General features: G+C 62.4%; 11 protein-coding genes. 4 read left to right on the top strand and 7 right to left on the bottom strand.

Going from position 1 to position 15,618, the window contains the following annotated elements; genetic code table 11:
* Positions 1-156: 156 nt before the first annotated feature.
* The gene (locus C7H85_RS08335; protein WP_106729233.1) at positions 157-2,403 is read right to left on the bottom strand and encodes a patatin-like phospholipase family protein; all 2,247 of its coding nucleotides are present in this window, start codon (positions 2,401-2,403) and stop codon (positions 157-159) included.
* 199 nt (positions 2,404-2,602) lie between these two features.
* On the opposite strand from C7H85_RS08335, the gene C7H85_RS08340 reads away from it, so the two are divergent.
* Entirely contained in the window at positions 2,603-2,782 is a 180-nt protein-coding gene (locus tag C7H85_RS08340; RefSeq protein WP_106729234.1) for a hypothetical protein, read from the top strand.
* A gap of 214 nt (positions 2,783-2,996) precedes the next feature.
* Here the strand turns inward: C7H85_RS08340 and C7H85_RS08345 are convergent, their stop codons facing one another.
* From C7H85_RS08345 to ampD, 6 genes are all read right to left on the bottom strand, one after another.
* The gene (locus C7H85_RS08345) at positions 2,997-4,871 is read right to left on the bottom strand and encodes a methyl-accepting chemotaxis protein (protein WP_106729235.1); all 1,875 of its coding nucleotides are present in this window, start codon (positions 4,869-4,871) and stop codon (positions 2,997-2,999) included.
* A gap of 286 nt (positions 4,872-5,157) precedes the next feature.
* Positions 5,158-6,585, bottom strand: coding sequence for a dihydrolipoyl dehydrogenase (lpdA, locus tag C7H85_RS08350; protein ID WP_106729236.1), 1,428 nt, complete (start codon positions 6,583-6,585; stop codon positions 5,158-5,160).
* Positions 6,586-6,753: 168 nt separating this feature from the next.
* Positions 6,754-8,661, bottom strand: a complete 1,908-nt coding sequence (aceF, locus tag C7H85_RS08355; RefSeq protein ID WP_106729237.1) for a pyruvate dehydrogenase complex dihydrolipoyllysine-residue acetyltransferase — start codon at positions 8,659-8,661, stop codon at positions 6,754-6,756.
* A gap of 10 nt (positions 8,662-8,671) precedes the next feature.
* Positions 8,672-11,332: a pyruvate dehydrogenase (acetyl-transferring), homodimeric type gene (aceE, locus tag C7H85_RS08360; protein ID WP_106729238.1), complete on the bottom strand. Its 2,661-nt coding sequence runs from the start codon at positions 11,330-11,332 to the stop codon at positions 8,672-8,674.
* Positions 11,333-11,393: 61 nt separating this feature from the next.
* Positions 11,394-12,155: a pyruvate dehydrogenase complex transcriptional repressor PdhR gene (gene pdhR, locus C7H85_RS08365; RefSeq protein ID WP_106729239.1), complete on the bottom strand. Its 762-nt coding sequence runs from the start codon at positions 12,153-12,155 to the stop codon at positions 11,394-11,396.
* 325 nt (positions 12,156-12,480) lie between these two features.
* Complete coding sequence (gene ampD / locus C7H85_RS08370; RefSeq protein WP_106729240.1) at positions 12,481-13,035, bottom strand: 1,6-anhydro-N-acetylmuramyl-L-alanine amidase AmpD; 555 nt, start codon at positions 13,033-13,035, stop codon at positions 12,481-12,483.
* 89 nt (positions 13,036-13,124) lie between these two features.
* Here ampD and C7H85_RS08375 point away from each other — a divergent pair, with 89 nt between their 5' ends.
* The 3 genes from C7H85_RS08375 (at position 13,125) to C7H85_RS08385 (ending at position 15,617) form a co-directional block, all read left to right on the top strand.
* A complete protein-coding gene (locus tag C7H85_RS08375) occupies positions 13,125-13,640 on the top strand; it encodes a retropepsin-like aspartic protease family protein (RefSeq protein ID WP_210433599.1) in 516 nt (171 codons plus the stop codon).
* A gap of 70 nt (positions 13,641-13,710) precedes the next feature.
* Positions 13,711-14,553 (top strand): carboxylating nicotinate-nucleotide diphosphorylase, encoded by an 843-nt coding sequence (nadC, locus tag C7H85_RS08380; RefSeq protein WP_245879620.1) that lies wholly within the window; start codon positions 13,711-13,713, stop codon positions 14,551-14,553.
* 620 nt (positions 14,554-15,173) lie between these two features.
* Complete coding sequence (locus tag C7H85_RS08385) at positions 15,174-15,617, top strand: pilin (RefSeq protein ID WP_158260073.1); 444 nt, start codon at positions 15,174-15,176, stop codon at positions 15,615-15,617.
* Position 15,618 lies beyond the last annotated feature (1 nt).

Genomic DNA, 15,618 nt, shown 5'->3' on the forward strand with positions numbered 1-15,618 from the left:
CTGGCGTCCCGTCCGGACGCCGCAGCAGTATATAAGTTTTAACCGTGAATTAAAATCCGGCGCCCCTACCCTTTGGTCGAATATCTCACTAACCCAATGTTTTTAATATACTTTTGCATATCCGGCATGGCCCTTTCCGCCAACAAACCATTAACATCAGAAGCTGAACAGATTGCCAAAATAGAGATAAAAACTGTTTTTATCCCCTTCTCCATGGCCATAAGCCAGATATAACGGCCCCCAGTTGGTATCCACACCGATAAAAACACTGCCGGCGATCAGCGAACTCTGCCAGTCCACGTCCGCCCCCGAGTTCCACACCCCGCCTCGCTCCAGGGAGCCGCCCAGGTACACCGGCGAGCGGAAGGCACCGAAGTCGTTGTCGAACCAGCGGTAGTGGTAGAGCAGGCCGCCGAAGGCGCTGTAGCGACCGCTCAGCTGATCGCTCTGGTAACCGGACAGGTTGAACAGGCCACCCAGGCTGCGGGCGAAGGTGGGCACTTCCTGCTCGGCACTGGAGCCCCCGAGCGACAGCTTGCCGATCAGGGTATGGCGATCGAAGGCATAGGGACGCAGCCACTCCAGTTCATAGTCCAGGCCGCTGACGCTCTCCTCGCCGCCGTTCACCTCCAGGCTGTTGCGAAAGTACCCCAGGCGCACTTCCCAGGCCTCGCCCCGTCTGGGGAAGAAGACGTTGTCCAGGGTATCGTGGCTGAAGCGCACATAGGGTCCGAACGAGTCGATATCGAGTCGCTGATCGATATTGCGCGCCTCGATATCGCCGACCAGCCCCTGCACCCCGAATGCCAGCTCGCTCCAGGGCCGCAGGTTGTAGCCCAGCTCGGTGAGCAGGCTCCAGGTGGCATAGTCCACATCCAGGGTGGTCAGCGGCCGGAACAGCTCGAACTGGGGATCCGAGGCATCGAAGAAGAAGGTCCGCCGGCGTTTTTCGTACTCGCCGCGCACTTTCCAGAAAAAGTCGTAATCGGTATCGAGCGGGGTATAAAACTCGGAGGCCAGCTGCTTGTTGCTGCCGAAGGTCGCCTCCAGCAACCACTCGCCGCCCAGCATGTTGATGTTGGTGCGGCGGAACTGGACGCCGATCTCGTAATTGGAGCGGCTGGAGAAGTCGTCTTCCAGGGCAAACTTGAAGTCGATAAAGCCCGGCCCCCAGCCCTTTTCACTGGTGATAACCGTCAGCACCTGCTCGCCGTTGTGTTCTTCGATGCGGTAACTGACCCGCTCGAAGGCGTCGAGGGCATAGAGCCGGCGCACGCCGTCTTCCAGCTCCCGGGTTTCATGAAACTGCCCCGGCACCACCCCCAGCACATCGCGGATCACCGCCTCGCTCAGGCCGGAGCGGTTTTCCACCACCACCCGGTCGAGGTAGACCGCGTCAGTGCGTTGCAGCTGGGCGCGCCGGTCCAGCTTGTGGGCCTGGTAGGCCTGGTATTCCTCTTCGCTCAGCGACAGGGCCTGCAGCCGGGGCAGCATGACCTCGGCCGCCGCCTCGCCCCGGCTGATGGCGTCGGGCATCAGGCTGAAATCCCCCACCCCGATGCCGCCGATGTTGGGCGTCAGCAGAATGTCCTGCTCGGTCATCAGCGCCAGCTGTCGCTCGGTGCTGGAACGGGTCAGGTAGTTGGTGAGCTGACTGATCATCGCCAGGGCGCTGTTCAGCCGCTCCCGGGGCAGCATGGCATCACCGATGTCCACCGCGATCACCACCTCCGCCCCCAGCTCCCGGGCCACGTCCACCGGCATGTTGTTGACCACGCCGCCATCGGCCAGCAGCCGGCCGTTCACCATGACCGGCTGCAACACCCCGGGCACCGACATGGACGCCTGCATGGCGGTGGCCAGGTGGCCATAGCCCAGCACCACCGGGGTCACGGTTTCCATGTCGGTGGCCACGGCCCGGTAGGGAATGGGCAGTTCGTCGAAGCTTTTCAGCCCGGGCAGGTTGAGGGTGCTCTGGCGCAACAGGGCACCCATGGCCTGGCCCTGGAAGAAGCCGCCGGGCAGACTCAGCTGCCACTCCGGGTTGATGCCGATATCGGTGCGCAGCAGGTATTCGTCGTTCTGGCGCTTGCGCCGCAGCGAGAGCTCGTCGCGCCCGACCTTGTCCTGGTAGCCCTGGTTCCAGTCCAGGCTCAACAGCTGGCGCTCCAGCTCCTCCGCATCCAGCCCCAGGGCGTACATGCCCGCCACATAGGCGCCCATGCTGGTGCCGGTGACGATATCCACCGGGATGCGGTTGGCCTCCAGCACCTTGATCACCCCCACGTGGGCGGCCCCCTTGGCGCCGCCCCCACTGAGCACCAGGGCCACCCTGGGACGTTCGGCCAGGGCCGGCAGGCTGGTGGCCACGAACAATATCGACAGCAGGAGATGGCGGATCATGGGGGTACGGCCCGGCGGAAAAGGATATCCGCATTGTAGGAGCTAAATCGGACGTCGGGAAGCGGGAAGTCGACTCCCCCGCCGGACCGGCGGACCTGGCTGGATGCTGCGACGAACGACGTCAGGGCGCGCCCGGGCCGTCGCTGTGCCCGGGCGGCAACCAGAGTAGAATGGAACGCCTGACAGAAGGGAGTAAACCATGAAGAATCTGTGTATTGCTGTGGCCATGCTGCTCGGCCTGAGTGCCTGCTCCACCACCCTGGGGGTGCGGGATGCCGAGATCCGTACCCGGGACGCCAGCATCCGCGTCAGCGACGGCGCCCCCCACAGGGGCGGCGGCTTCTGCCCGCCCGGCCAGGCGATGAAGGGCCGCTGCTGACCCCTTGCCGCTCACGCAAAGGTGGAAGTCCGGGCCTAGGGTCGAATTTATTCGACCAAATGCCACCCCCCGACCAGCGGCGTAACACCCATGCGGGCGGGCCGAACACAGCAGGCCTCTACCGACACCCCCTCCCCCTGGCGACACCGCGGCGCCGTTCTGGCAACCCCGAGTCCGGGGGAGGGAGCGGCTCGTGCAAACCGCATGCTCATCATCAGGCCGGCAGGCGGAAGCGACCGACCAGCTGCTGCAGCTCGTTGCCCAGGCGGGCCAGCTCCGAGCTGCTGGACGCGGTCTGTTCGGTGGCCGCCGCCGAATGCTCCGACACCTCGCGAATGCTGAACACCGAACGGTTGATCTCCTCGGCCACCGAGCTTTGCTGCTCCGAGGCGGTGGCGATCTGGCTGTTCATCTGCTGAATATCGGACACCGAGCGGGTAATGGCGTGGATGGAGCTGCCCGCCTCGTTGGCGATGGTCACGGTTTCCTCGGCCATGGATGCGCTCCGTCCCATCATGGTCACCGACTCCTGGGCCTTGGTCTGCAGGCCCTGGATCATGCTTTCAATCTGGGAAGTCGCCTCCTGGGTCCGCTTGGCCAGGGCCCGCACCTCGTCGGCCACCACCGCAAAACCGCGGCCGTGCTCGCCGGCCCGGGCCGCTTCTATCGCCGCATTCAGCGCCAGCAGGTTGGTCTGCTCCGCCACCCCCTTGATCACGTCGAGGATGCTGCCGATATTCAGGCTCTCGCTTTCCAGCTGGTTGATGGTGGACAGCGAATGACGGATTTCCTCCGCCAGGCTGTTGATCTGGCTGATGGTCAGGCCCACTTTCTGATCGCCGGCGCTGGCATCGGTGTCGGCGGTGCGAGCAGAGCCGAAGGCGGCCTCCGCATGGCGGGCCACCTCCTGCACGGTCGCGGCCATCTGGTTCATGGCGGTGGACACCTGCTCCAGCTCCATCCGCTGCTGGTTGACGCCGGTACGGGTCTGCTCCGATACCGCCGACAGTTCTTCCGCCGAGGTGGCGATATGGGAGGCGCTGTTGTTGAGCTCGCCCACCAGTTGGCGCAGGTTGAGGGTCATGGTCTGCATGCGGTCCATCAGCCGGCCCAGCTCATCCTTGCGGTTATGGCGGATATCCTGGCTCAGATCCCCTTCGGCAATACGGTTGGCCTGGGACACCAGCAGCTTGAGCGGGTTGATGATACCGAGGGTGATCAGCCAGGCGAACAGCACGCCCATCACCAGCGCGGCCACCGTGACCGCCAGTATGATGATGCGCGACCAGTTGCTCTCCCGGGCCATGGCCGCCTGCTGGTTGGCCAGCAGGGTGGTGGTGCCGTCGGCGATGGTCCCCGCCACGGCGCCGATGCGCTCTTCCACCGCCACCAGGCCGTTGATGGCCTCGATAAAGCGCTCCTGCTGCTGCTGGAACTGCTTGAGCAGGTCGTACAGCTCTTTCACGTCCTCGTCTTCACGCATGTTGAGGCGGTTTTCCAGGGTCACCAGCAGGCCGCGCAGGCGGGACGCCAGCTGCATGGCATCGATCTCGTCCCGGCTCAGGGCGAAGTCCTTCTGGGTCAGGCGGATACCCACCAGCCTCACCAGCCAGCTCATGGCGCTGGAGTCGCTGGAGCTGAGGTATTCGGCCCGCTGCTGGGCGGAAAAGCCCAGGCCGTTCAGATCGAAGATCTGGCGCTGGGCATCCTCGTTCAGCGTCGCCATCTGGGTCAGTTCTTCTTCATAGGACTGGGTACCGGCCAGGATCTGCTCGACCAGGGCCAGATCATCCGCTTCGGCCAGGCTGCCTTTTAGTGTTTCCGCTTGGGCCCGCGCCTGCAGCACCGTCTCCTTGGCCAGGTTCAGCTGTTCGGGATCGTCCTGCAGCAGGTAGTTTTTCTCGAACTGGCGGGCCTTGCTGAACAGCAGGTCGATGGCCCCCGCCTCCTCCAGCTTGTGGGCTCGATCGAGAACGGAAGAAAGGGTGTAGAAACTGATAGCGGCGGTGGTCAGGGTGGCCAGCAGTACCAGCGCAAACCCCAGGGTCAGTTTGACCCGCACACTCAGGTGGCCAAGTTTTGAGAGCATCTCGTATTCCTTTACATCGGTCGAAAATGGTTATTTTTGTTGTGGCTCCTAACCATATCGACTAATTGACAAATAAGTGAAGCCTTTAGTCCGGAAAAGTGATCGCAGACACAAATGGAATACCCGGTGTACCGCCCGAGGTGGCGGGCACCACACTGATGTTTAGCCGACACCCCTTCCCCAACCCTCCCCCTCGCGATACCAGGGCGCTAGTCTGGCACTATCGCGCAGACAAAAACGCCCGGCTTACAGGCCGGGCGCTGACAGTACCGATACCAGGAAAAACTTATTTCTTCTTCTTGGCCTTGGGGTTCGGCAGGTCGGTGATGGAGCCTTCGAACATCTCGGCCGCCATGCCCACGGACTCGTGCAGGGTCGGGTGGGCGTGGATGGTCAGGGCGATGTCTTCGGCGTCGGCACCCATTTCGATGGCCAGGCAGATCTCGCCCAGCAGCTCACCGGCGTTGGTGCCCACGGTGGCGCCACCCAGCACACGATGGGTGTCCTTGTCGAAGATCATCTTGGTCATGCCGTAGGACGAGTCGGAAGCGATGGCACGGCCGGAGGCGGCCCAGGGGAAGCTGGCCACTTCATAGTTCAGCCCTTTTTCCTTGGCTTCCTTCTCGGTCACGCCCACCCACGCCACTTCCGGCTCGGTGTAGGCGATGGACGGAATCACTTTCGGATCGAAGTAGTGCTTCATGCCGGCGATGACTTCGGCGGCCACATGGCCTTCATGCACGCCCTTGTGCGCCAGCATCGGCTGGCCCACGATGTCGCCGATGGCGTAGATGTGCGGCACATTGGTGCGCAGCTGCTTGTCGACATTGATAAAGCCGCGCTCGTCCACCTTGACGCCGGCCTTCTCCGCGTCCAGGGACTTGCCGTTGGGGGTACGGCCGATGGCCACCAGCACGGCGTCATAGGCGATGGTCTTGCTCTCGCCCTTCTTGTCTTCCATGGTCACGTGGATGCCGTCGTCCTTGGCTTCCACCTTGGTAACCTTGGTTTCCAGCATCAGGTTGAACTTGTCTTTCACCTGCTTGGTGAAGATCTTGATCAGATCCTTGTCGGCGGCCGGGATCAGCTGGTCGAACATCTCGACCACGTCGATCTTGGAGCCCAGGGCGTGGTAGACGGTGCCCATTTCCAGGCCGATGATGCCGCCGCCCATGACCAGCAGCTTCTCGGGCACTTCCTTCAGCTCCAGCGCGTCGGTGCTGTCCCAGATGCGCGGATCTTCGTGGGGGATGAAGGGCAGCTTGATCGGACGGGAACCGGCCGCGATGATGGCGTTGTCGAAGGTCACGGTGGTGTTGCCGCCCTCGCCTTCCACCACCAGGGTGTTGGCGCCGGTGAACTTGGCAAAACCGTTGACGACCTTGACCTTACGCATCTTGGCCATGCCGCCCAGGCCCTGGGTCAACTGACCGATGACTTTTTCCTTGTGGGCGCGGATCTTGTCGAGGTCGATTTGGGGCTCGCCGAAGGTCACACCGTGGCTGGCCATCATCTTGGACTCTTCGATGACCTTGGCGATGTGCAGCAGTGCCTTGGAAGGAATACAGCCGACGTTCAGACAAACGCCGCCCAGGGTCGAATAACGTTCGACGATTACGGTTTCCAGGCCCAGATCGGCGGCACGGAAAGCGGCGGAGTAACCCGCAGGGCCCGCGCCCAGTACCACAACCTGAGCTTTGACTTCTTGACTCATGGTGACCTCTATTATGATTTTTTGCCCCGTTTAAGCAGCGGCGCCCGGACAAACCGCCTCCGGCCGGACCAGACTCATTACGACCACTACTGAATTAAACGGGCCAAAGTTTACTGTTCTGCCTGTAAAAAGAAAGTAAAAAGGCAGGCGAATGCCTGCCTTGTCACATTAAAGGGCCAAACGACGAAGGTCGCTCAGCACCCCACTCAGCATGGTGATGAAGCGGGCACCGTCGGCGCCGTCGATCACCCTGTGGTCGTAGGACAGCGCCAGCGGCTGCATCAGCCTGGGCACGAATTCCTTGCCGTTCCACACCGGCTTGAAGTCGGACTTGGACACGCCCAGTATGGCCACTTCCGGCGCGTTCACGATAGGCGTGAACTGGGTGCCGCCGATCCCGCCCAGGGAAGAGATGGTGAAGCAGCCGCCCTGCATGTCGGCGGCGGTCAGCTTGCCGGCCCGGGCCTTCTTGGAGATTTCTCCCAGTTCCAGCGCCAGCTCGCGAATGCCTTTCTTGTTGACATCGCGCACCACCGGCACCACTAGGCCGTTGGGGGTATCCACCGCCACGCCGATGTGCACGTACTTCTTCATCACCAGGCTCTGGCCGTCTTCCGACAGGGAAGAGCAGAACTTGGGGAAGGCTTCCAGCGCCTTGGCGGCGGCCTTCATGATGAAGATAAGCGGGGAGATCTTGTAACCCAACTTCTGCTTGTCGGCGATGGCGTTCTCTTCCTTGCGGAAGGCTTCCAGATCGGTGATGTCCGCCTCGTCGAACTGGGTGACATGGGGGATCTTGACCCAGTTGCGGTGCAGGTTGGGGCCGGAGATCTTCTGGATGCGGGTCAGCGCCACTTCCTCGATTTCACCGAACTTGGCGAAATCGACCTTGGGCCAGGCCAGTACTTCCAGGCCGTTGCCGGCCACCGCCACGCCCGCGGGCTGGCTTTCGACCTTCTTGATGATGGCCTTGACGTAGTTCTGCACGTCGTCTTTCAGGATGCGCTGTTTCGGGCCGGTCGGGCTGACCTTGGACAGATCCACGCCGAACTCACGGGCCAGGCGGCGCACCACCGGGGTGGCGTGCACATAGGCATTGTTCTCGACGAAGTCACCCTTGGCGGCCGGGGCGGCAGCAGGAGCGGCAGCCGGCGCCGCCTTGGGCGCTTCGGCCTTGGCCGGTGCGGCGGCGGGCGCGGCAGCCGGGGCGGCGCCTTCCACAGCAGCGGCTGCCGCTTCGAACACCATCACCAGGGAACCGGTGGAGACCTTGTCGCCGGTGCCCACCTTGATTTCCTTGACCACGCCGGCGAAGGGCGCGGGCACTTCCATCGAGGCCTTGTCGCCTTCCACGGTGAGGATGGACTGGTCGGCGGCGACCTTGTCGCCCACCGCCACCATCACTTCGGTGACTTCCACTTCGTCACCGCCGATATCGGGCACATTGACGTCGCGGGCGGCGGAGCCGGTCACGGCCGGTGCCGGCGTGCTTTCCTGCTGGGCGGCAGGCGCGGCGGCGGCCGGGGCCGCACCACCGGCTACTTCGAACACCATGATCAGAGAGCCGGTGCTGACCTTGTCGCCCACGGCGAGCTTGATCTCGGCCACCTTGCCGGCGAAGGGCGCGGGCACTTCCATCGAGGCCTTGTCGCCTTCCACGGTGAGCAGGGTCTGCTCTTCGCTCACGGTGTCGCCCACGGCCACGGCGATTTCGGTGACTTCCACCTCGTCACCGCCGATGTCCGGCACCTGCACTTCTTTCAGGGCCACGCCGGCAGCCGCGGGAGCGGCCTCGGCCTTGGCGGCCGGCGCTTCGGTGGCGGCCGGGGCGGCGGCTTCGCCACCCTCGGATTCGAATACCATAATCAGTGAGCCGGTGGCGACCTTGTCACCCACCGCTATCCTGATTTCCTTCACCACGCCGGCGGTGGGGGCCGGCACTTCCATCGACGCCTTGTCACCTTCCACGCTCAGCAGAGACTGCTCTTCGCTCACCTTGTCGCCCACGGCAACCAGGATTTCGGTGACTTCAACCTCGTCCGCGCCGATATCCGGCACCAGAATATCTTTAGACATGTGTTACCCCTTATGCGTACAGCGGGTTGATCTTGTCGGCGTCGATGCCGTATTTGGCGATGGCGTCGGCCACCACCTGCTTGTCCAGCTCGCCCAGCTTGGCCAGCTCGTTCAACGCGGCCACCACCACGTAGTGCTTGTTCACCTCGAAGTGACGGCGCAGGTTCTCGCGGCTGTCGGAACGGCCGAACCCGTCGGTGCCCAGCACCTTGTAGCTGGCGGACGGCATGAAGGCCCGCACCTGCTCGGCGTAGTTCTTCATGTAGTCGGTGGCGGCGATGGCCGGCGCCTCACCCATCACCTGGGCGATATAGGGCACCCGCGGCTCATTGGTCGGGTGCAGCATATTCCAGCGCTCGGCGTCCTGACCGTCGCGGGTCAGCTCGTTGAACGAAGGCACGCTGTACACGTCGGAGCCGATACCGTATTCCTCGGCCAGGATCTGCGCCGCTTCGCGCACGCCCACCAGTATGGTGCCGGAGCCCATCAGCTGGACCTTGCCCTTGTCGCCTGCCACGGTTTCAAGCTTGTAGATACCCTTGCGGATACCTTCCTCGGCGCCCTCGGGCATGGCCGGCTGGTGGTAGTTCTCGTTCAGGGTGGTCAGGTAGTAGTAGACGTTTTCCGGGTTGTCGCCGTACATGCGGCGCAGCCCGTCCTGTACGATCACCGCCACTTCATAGGCGTAGGTCGGATCATAGGTGATGCAGTTGGGGATGGTGCCCGCCAGGATGTGGCTGTGGCCGTCCTCGTGCTGCAGCCCCTCGCCGTTGAGGGTGGTACGACCGGAGGTCGCGCCCAGCAGGAAGCCTCGTGCCTGCTGATCGCCCGCCGCCCAGCACAGATCGCCGACCCGCTGGAACCCGAACATCGAATAGTAGATGTAGAAGGGGATCATCGGGCAGTCGTTGGTGCTGTAGGAGGTGGCAGCCGCCAGCCAGGAGGACATGGCGCCCAGCTCGTTGATGCCTTCCTGCAGCACCTGGCCCTGCTTGTCTTCCTTGTAGTAGGCCACCTGCTCGCGGTCCTGCGGTACGTACTGCTGGCCGTGCGGGTTGTAGATACCGATCTGGCGGAACAGGCCTTCCATGCCGAAAGTACGGGCTTCGTCGGCCAGGATGGGCACGATACGCTCGCCGATGGACTTGTCCTTCAGCATGATGTTGAGCGAACGCACGAACGCCATGGTGGTGGAGATTTCCCGTTTCTGCTCTTCCAGCAGCGGCTGGAACTCGCTCAGGGCGGGGATATCCAGCTTGACGGTGGTCTGCGGCAGGCGGGTGGGCACATAGCCTTTCAGTGCCTGGCGACGGGTGTGCAGGTACTCGTGCTCGCGGCTGCCTTCCTCGATCTTGATGTAGGGCAGGTTGGGCAGCTCTTCGTCGGTGACTTCGATGTTGAAACGGTCACGGAAATGCTTGAGCGAAGACATGTCCATCTTCTTGACCTGGTGGGCGATGTTCTTGCCTTCGGCGGCGTTGCCCATGCCGTAACCCTTGATGGTCTTGGCCAGGATGACGGTCGGCTTGCCCTTGGTGTCGGCGGCGTTTTTGTAGGCGGCGAACATCTTGGCCGGATCGTGACCACCCCGGTTGAGGGCGAAGATTTCCTCGTCGGTCATGTCCTTCACCAGTTCCAGGGTCTCCGGATACTTGCCGAAGAAGTGCTCGCGCACATAGGCACCGTCTTTGGACTTGAAGTTCTGGTAGTCGCCGTCCAGGGTTTCGTTCATCAGCTGAACCAGCTTGCCGGACTTGTCCTTGGCGATCAGCTCGTCCCAGCGACGACCCCAGATCACCTTGACCACGTTCCAGCCGGCACCGGTAAACATGCCGTCCAGCTCGTTGATGATCTTGCCGTTGCCGACCACGGGGCCGTCCAGCCGCTGCAGGTTGCAGTTGACGATGAAGCACAGGTTGTCCAGCTTCTCGCGGGCGGCGATGGTGATGGCACCCTTGGATTCCGGCTCGTCCATCTCGCCGTCACCCAGGTAGGCGTAAACGCGCTGCTCGGAGCAGTCTTTCAGGCCACGGTCGGTCAGGTACTTGAGGAAGCGCGCCTGGTAGATGGCGTTGATCGGGCCCAGACCCATGGACACGGTGGGGAACTGCCAGAAGTCCGGCATCAGCTTGGGATGCGGGTAGGACGGAATGCCCTTGCCATCCACTTCCTGGCGGAACATGTCGAGCTGAGCTTCGGTCAGGCGGCCTTCGGCAAAGGCACGGGCGTAGATGCCGGGGGAGATATGGCCCTGGAAGAACACCAGGTCACCGCCGTCCTTCTCGTTGCGGGCACGGAAGAAGTGGTTGAACGCCACTTCATACATGGTGGCGCTGGAGGAGAAGGAAGACATGTGGCCGCCCAGATCCAGGTCTTTCTTGGAGCCGCGCAGCACTATCATGACTGAGTTCCAACGGATGATGGCGCGGATCCGCCGCTCCAGATCCCAGTTGCCCGGGTATTCAGGCTCTTCGTCGGTCTTGATGCTGTTGACGTAGTCTGAGTGGGCATTTCTGGCCACGGCCACACCGGATTTGATGGCCTTGGTGGTGAGACGCTCGTAGATGTACTGCGCGCGCTCAGGTCCTTCTTGACGGATCAGGGACTCGAGGGCGTCGAGCCACTCAAGAGTCTCTACTGAATCCACATCGTTTTTCAGGATATCAGACATGGCTGTTTCCTATCTCGTTTGGGGCACCTGCCCATGGGTTTCGTCGTTGCCGGAGGCATTATTATTCCTGCTGACGGGTCCGGCGCAGGGACCGCTGAATGCGGCTTTCCTCGCGCTGAATGTCGAGCAGGGTTTCTTCAATAAAGGCCAGGTGCTCATGACAAGCATCCCGGGCCTGCTCCGGCTCGCGGGCAAGGATGGTCTGGATCAGATTGGCGCGATGAACGCGGATCTTCTCCACCATGCCGGCGCGCCGGTTGAGAATCTTGATGTTGCGCAGGATGCTGGACTCCAGCATCGGCTGAATCGCCCGCAACAGGTGCAGCAGCACCACATTGTGCGCCGCCGCCGCCACCGCCAGATAGAACTCGGCGGCGGCCTTGGCTTCGGCCGGTAAATCGCCCTTTTCCTGGGCCTTCACGATGGCCTGCTGAGCCTCGCGGATGGCGTCGAAGTCCGCCTCGGTGCCGCGCAACGCCGCATAGTAGGCGGAAATGCCTTCCATGGTGTGGCGGAACTCCAGCAGGTCGTATTGCGACTCGGGATGTTCGGCCAGCAGCTGGAACAGCGGATCCGCCAGGCCCTTGCTCAGGGCGTTCTGCACATAGGTGCCGCCGCCCTGGCGGCGCGACACCAACCCCCGGGCTTCCAGGTGCTGAATGGCTTCCCGCACCGAGGGCCGCGAGACCGCAAACTGCTCGGCCAGTTCCCGTTCCGGCGGCAACCGCTGCCCGGGCTGCAGGCTGCCCTCCACTATCATCTGCTCCAGTTTGGCGGCGATGGTTTCGGCGAGTTTTGGCTGTTTGATGCGCTGATATGACATGCGGTCCGGCTTGAAATTGGTAAGACCAATTAACACTGTTAAAAAAAGGTATCAGAGTGGGGTATAAATGTCCATGTGTTTTGTATTGATTGCATACAAAAAAATAAAAATTTCACCTTTTTCGGGCGGGAATCTATAAAACTAGCTTAAGCGAAGGGAAAAACAAGAAGATAAAATTGGTAAGACCAAAAAAAGCTGGAAGCCTGAAGCAGAACATACCGACACCCCCTCCCCAACCCTCCCCCTGGCGCAACCACGGCTCCATAGCTGGCAACCCGGTGTTCGGGGAGGGAGCTAACCCCGGCCCTCCCCCTGGCGCTACTGCTCAGCCGGTGGCCAGCATTGCCCTGAATTTTGCCCAGTCGAATCCCGGTCCGGGATCCGTCTTGCGCCCGGGGGCGATATCGCTGTGGCCGGTGATGCGCTCGGGAGTCATGGCCGGGTAGGCCTGCATCAGCAGCCGGGCCACCCCGGCCAGCACCCGGTACTGGGCCTCGGTATAGCCACCGGTATCGGTGCCCTCAAGTTCGATGCCCACGGAAAAATCGTTGCACTTGTCCCGCCCCTCGAAACAGGACAACCCCGCGTGCCAGGCCCGTTGGCCGAAGGGCACGTACTGCACCAGCTCGCCGTCCCGCCGGATCAGGCAGTGGGCCGATACCCGCAACCGGTGGATCTCGGCAAAATAAGGATCCTCACCGGGATTTAAACGACCCATAAAGAGGTCGTCTATATAAGGACCGCCGAAACGCCCGGGCGGCAGGCTGATGCAATGCACCACCAGCAGCGACACTTCGCCCCCGGGCCGCCCGTCGCAATGGGGCGATGCACAATGGCGGGCGGGCTCGAGCCAGCCCGCCGCGGTTAACTGAAAAGACATACTGGTTTCCCGAAACAGACAACACCAACACATATACTAACAATTTACCGGCCCGGGCCGGCACTGTGCCGCCACCCAAGGAGCTGAACATGACGAACAACGACAACAAACCGCAGAAAATCGGGCGGATAATGTGGCTGCTGGTATGGGGCCTGGCGCTGATCCTGCTGACCTGGCTGTTCCAGCAAAAGCTGGAGCGCGACTACAATCCCAACCAGCAGGTGCAATTGCTCGACAGCCGGACCATAGTGCTGGATCAGAACCGCCATGGCCACTACCTGGCCAACGGCGCCATCAACGGCCAGCCGGTGGTGTTCCTGCTGGATACCGGCGCCACCCAGGTCGCCCTGTCCGGCCCCGAAGCCAAACGCCTGGGATTGCCCCGGGGGCCGGAGCTGACCCTGAACACCGCCGCCGGCCGGGTAACCGGCTATCACAGCCATATCAAAACACTGTCGCTCGGGCCGCTCACCCTGTACGATCTGGACGCGGTCATCGTTCCCGGCAGCAACTTCGAGGTGCTGCTCGGCATGAACGCCCTGCGCCAGTTCGAGCTGACGCAGCGGGGCGACCGGCTGACCATCAAATATTTAACGCCCGAATAGCGCCGCACCCGGGGTGGTCCGGGCAAGGATACGTGAACAAAAGGTAAGGCACATCACCATGCACAACACCATGCTGGCTCAGGAAATCCGTTTCAACGTGACCGCGGCGCTGACCGAAGACCTCGGCGGCACCCTGGATCCCAAACAAGACATCACCGCCCAATTGCTGCCTGCCGGGCAGCAGGTGACCGCCCACCTGATCACCCGGGAAGACGGCGTCTTCTGTGGCCGCGCCTTTGCCGATGAAACCTTTGTGCAACTGGGTGGCGAGGTGCATCTGCACTGGCAGGTAAAAGACGGCGACGCGGTCACGGCCGGCCAGCGGCTGCTGACCCTCACCGGCCCGGCCCGGGCGCTGATGACCGGCGAGCGCACCGCGCTCAACTTTATCCAGACCCTGTCGGGGGTGGCCACCGTGACCCGCCGCTACGTGGACCGGCTCGCCGGCACCCGCTGCCGGCTGCTGGACACCCGCAAGACGGTGCCCGGCCTGCGCCACGCCCTCAAGTACGCGGTCACCTGCGGCGGCGGCCACAACCACCGCCTGGGCCTGTACGACGCTTACCTGATCAAGGAAAACCATATCTTCGCCTGCGGCGGCATCGATAGCGCCATTGCCGAGGCCCGCCGGCTGCAGCCGGAAAAACCGGTGGAAGTGGAAGTGGAATCCCTCGCCGAGCTGGAGCAGGCCCTGGCGGCCGGCGCCGATATCGTCATGCTCGACAACTTCAGCGTGGCCGACATGCGCGCCGCCGTGGCCACCACCGCCGGCCGCGCCAGGCTGGAAGTGTCCGGCAACGTCACCCTCGACACCATCGCCGACTACGCCGCCACCGGGGTGGACTATATCTCGGTGGGCGCGCTGACCAAGCATATCCGCGCCCTGGACCTGTCGATGCGGGTCGAAGGCTGAGGCTGGAAGCTGGAAGCTGGAAGCTGGAAGCAGAACATACCGCCCCCCCTCCCCCTGGCGGCGGCCTGACAGGCACCCCGGCGGGGCAGCGCCGGCCGTAGGGTCGACTTCAGTCGACCAAAACACGGCGCCGGTGGCGGGACTGGTCCACTGAAGTGGACCCTACATCGGACCAAAACACTTGGCGGCGGCCTTGACAGGCACCCCGGCGGGGAAGCGCCGGCCGTAGGGTCGACTTCAGTCGACCAAAACACGGCGCCGGTGGCGGGACTGGTCCACTGAAGTGGACCCTACATCGGACCAAAACACGGCGCCGGTGGCGGGAGGCGGGAAGCCGCTTATACCGCCCCCCTCCCCTGGCGGCACCATGGCGCCAGCCTGGCAACCCGCTGTTCGGGGAGGGAGCTAACTGTCTCCCCCTTGACGGCGTCGTTCGGCTACTGGGGCAAGTTCCGGGTGGGCCGCAACCAAGACAACTCCATACGAATCCCCAATGTTGGTAGTTACTGTTTTTTTCATCCGTCCCCGGTAGTAAAAGCGCGCAAGCTTGGCTATAGATCTTAAGGCGGGCACCGTGCTTCCCACCTCAACCAAAACCTTTCAGATCAAGGATGATAATGATGAACAACCTACCTATTCACCGACAGGGCGGTTTTACCCTGATTGAACTGATGATAGTGGTGGCGATAGTGGCCATTCTGGCCGCGGTGGCCTTGCCCGCCTATCAGACCTATACCCAAAGAGCCAAGTTTAGCGAGGTAATAGCGGCGACGGGGCCGGCAAAAACCGCAGTTGAAGTATGTGTTCAAGGCGCTGCAACACTTAATGTAGCGGATTGTGCAACTGCAGGTACAAACGCTGCTGCTGGATCTTTTAATACAGATATGGTTGCAAGTGTATCTGCAGCTAATGCAAGTGGAGTTGTTACAATTACTGCAACAGGTAACACCACAGAATTTGGTTCCGGCATGACTTTCTTGCTAGTCAGCGACACAATCGCTTCCGCCGGTCAGCAAGTCGTATGGACAACATCCGGATCATGCGTCACCAATGGCCTGTGCTAAC

The organism is Zobellella endophytica (genome assembly GCF_003012775.1).
Lineage (GTDB): Bacteria > Pseudomonadota > Gammaproteobacteria > Enterobacterales > Aeromonadaceae > Oceanimonas > Oceanimonas endophytica.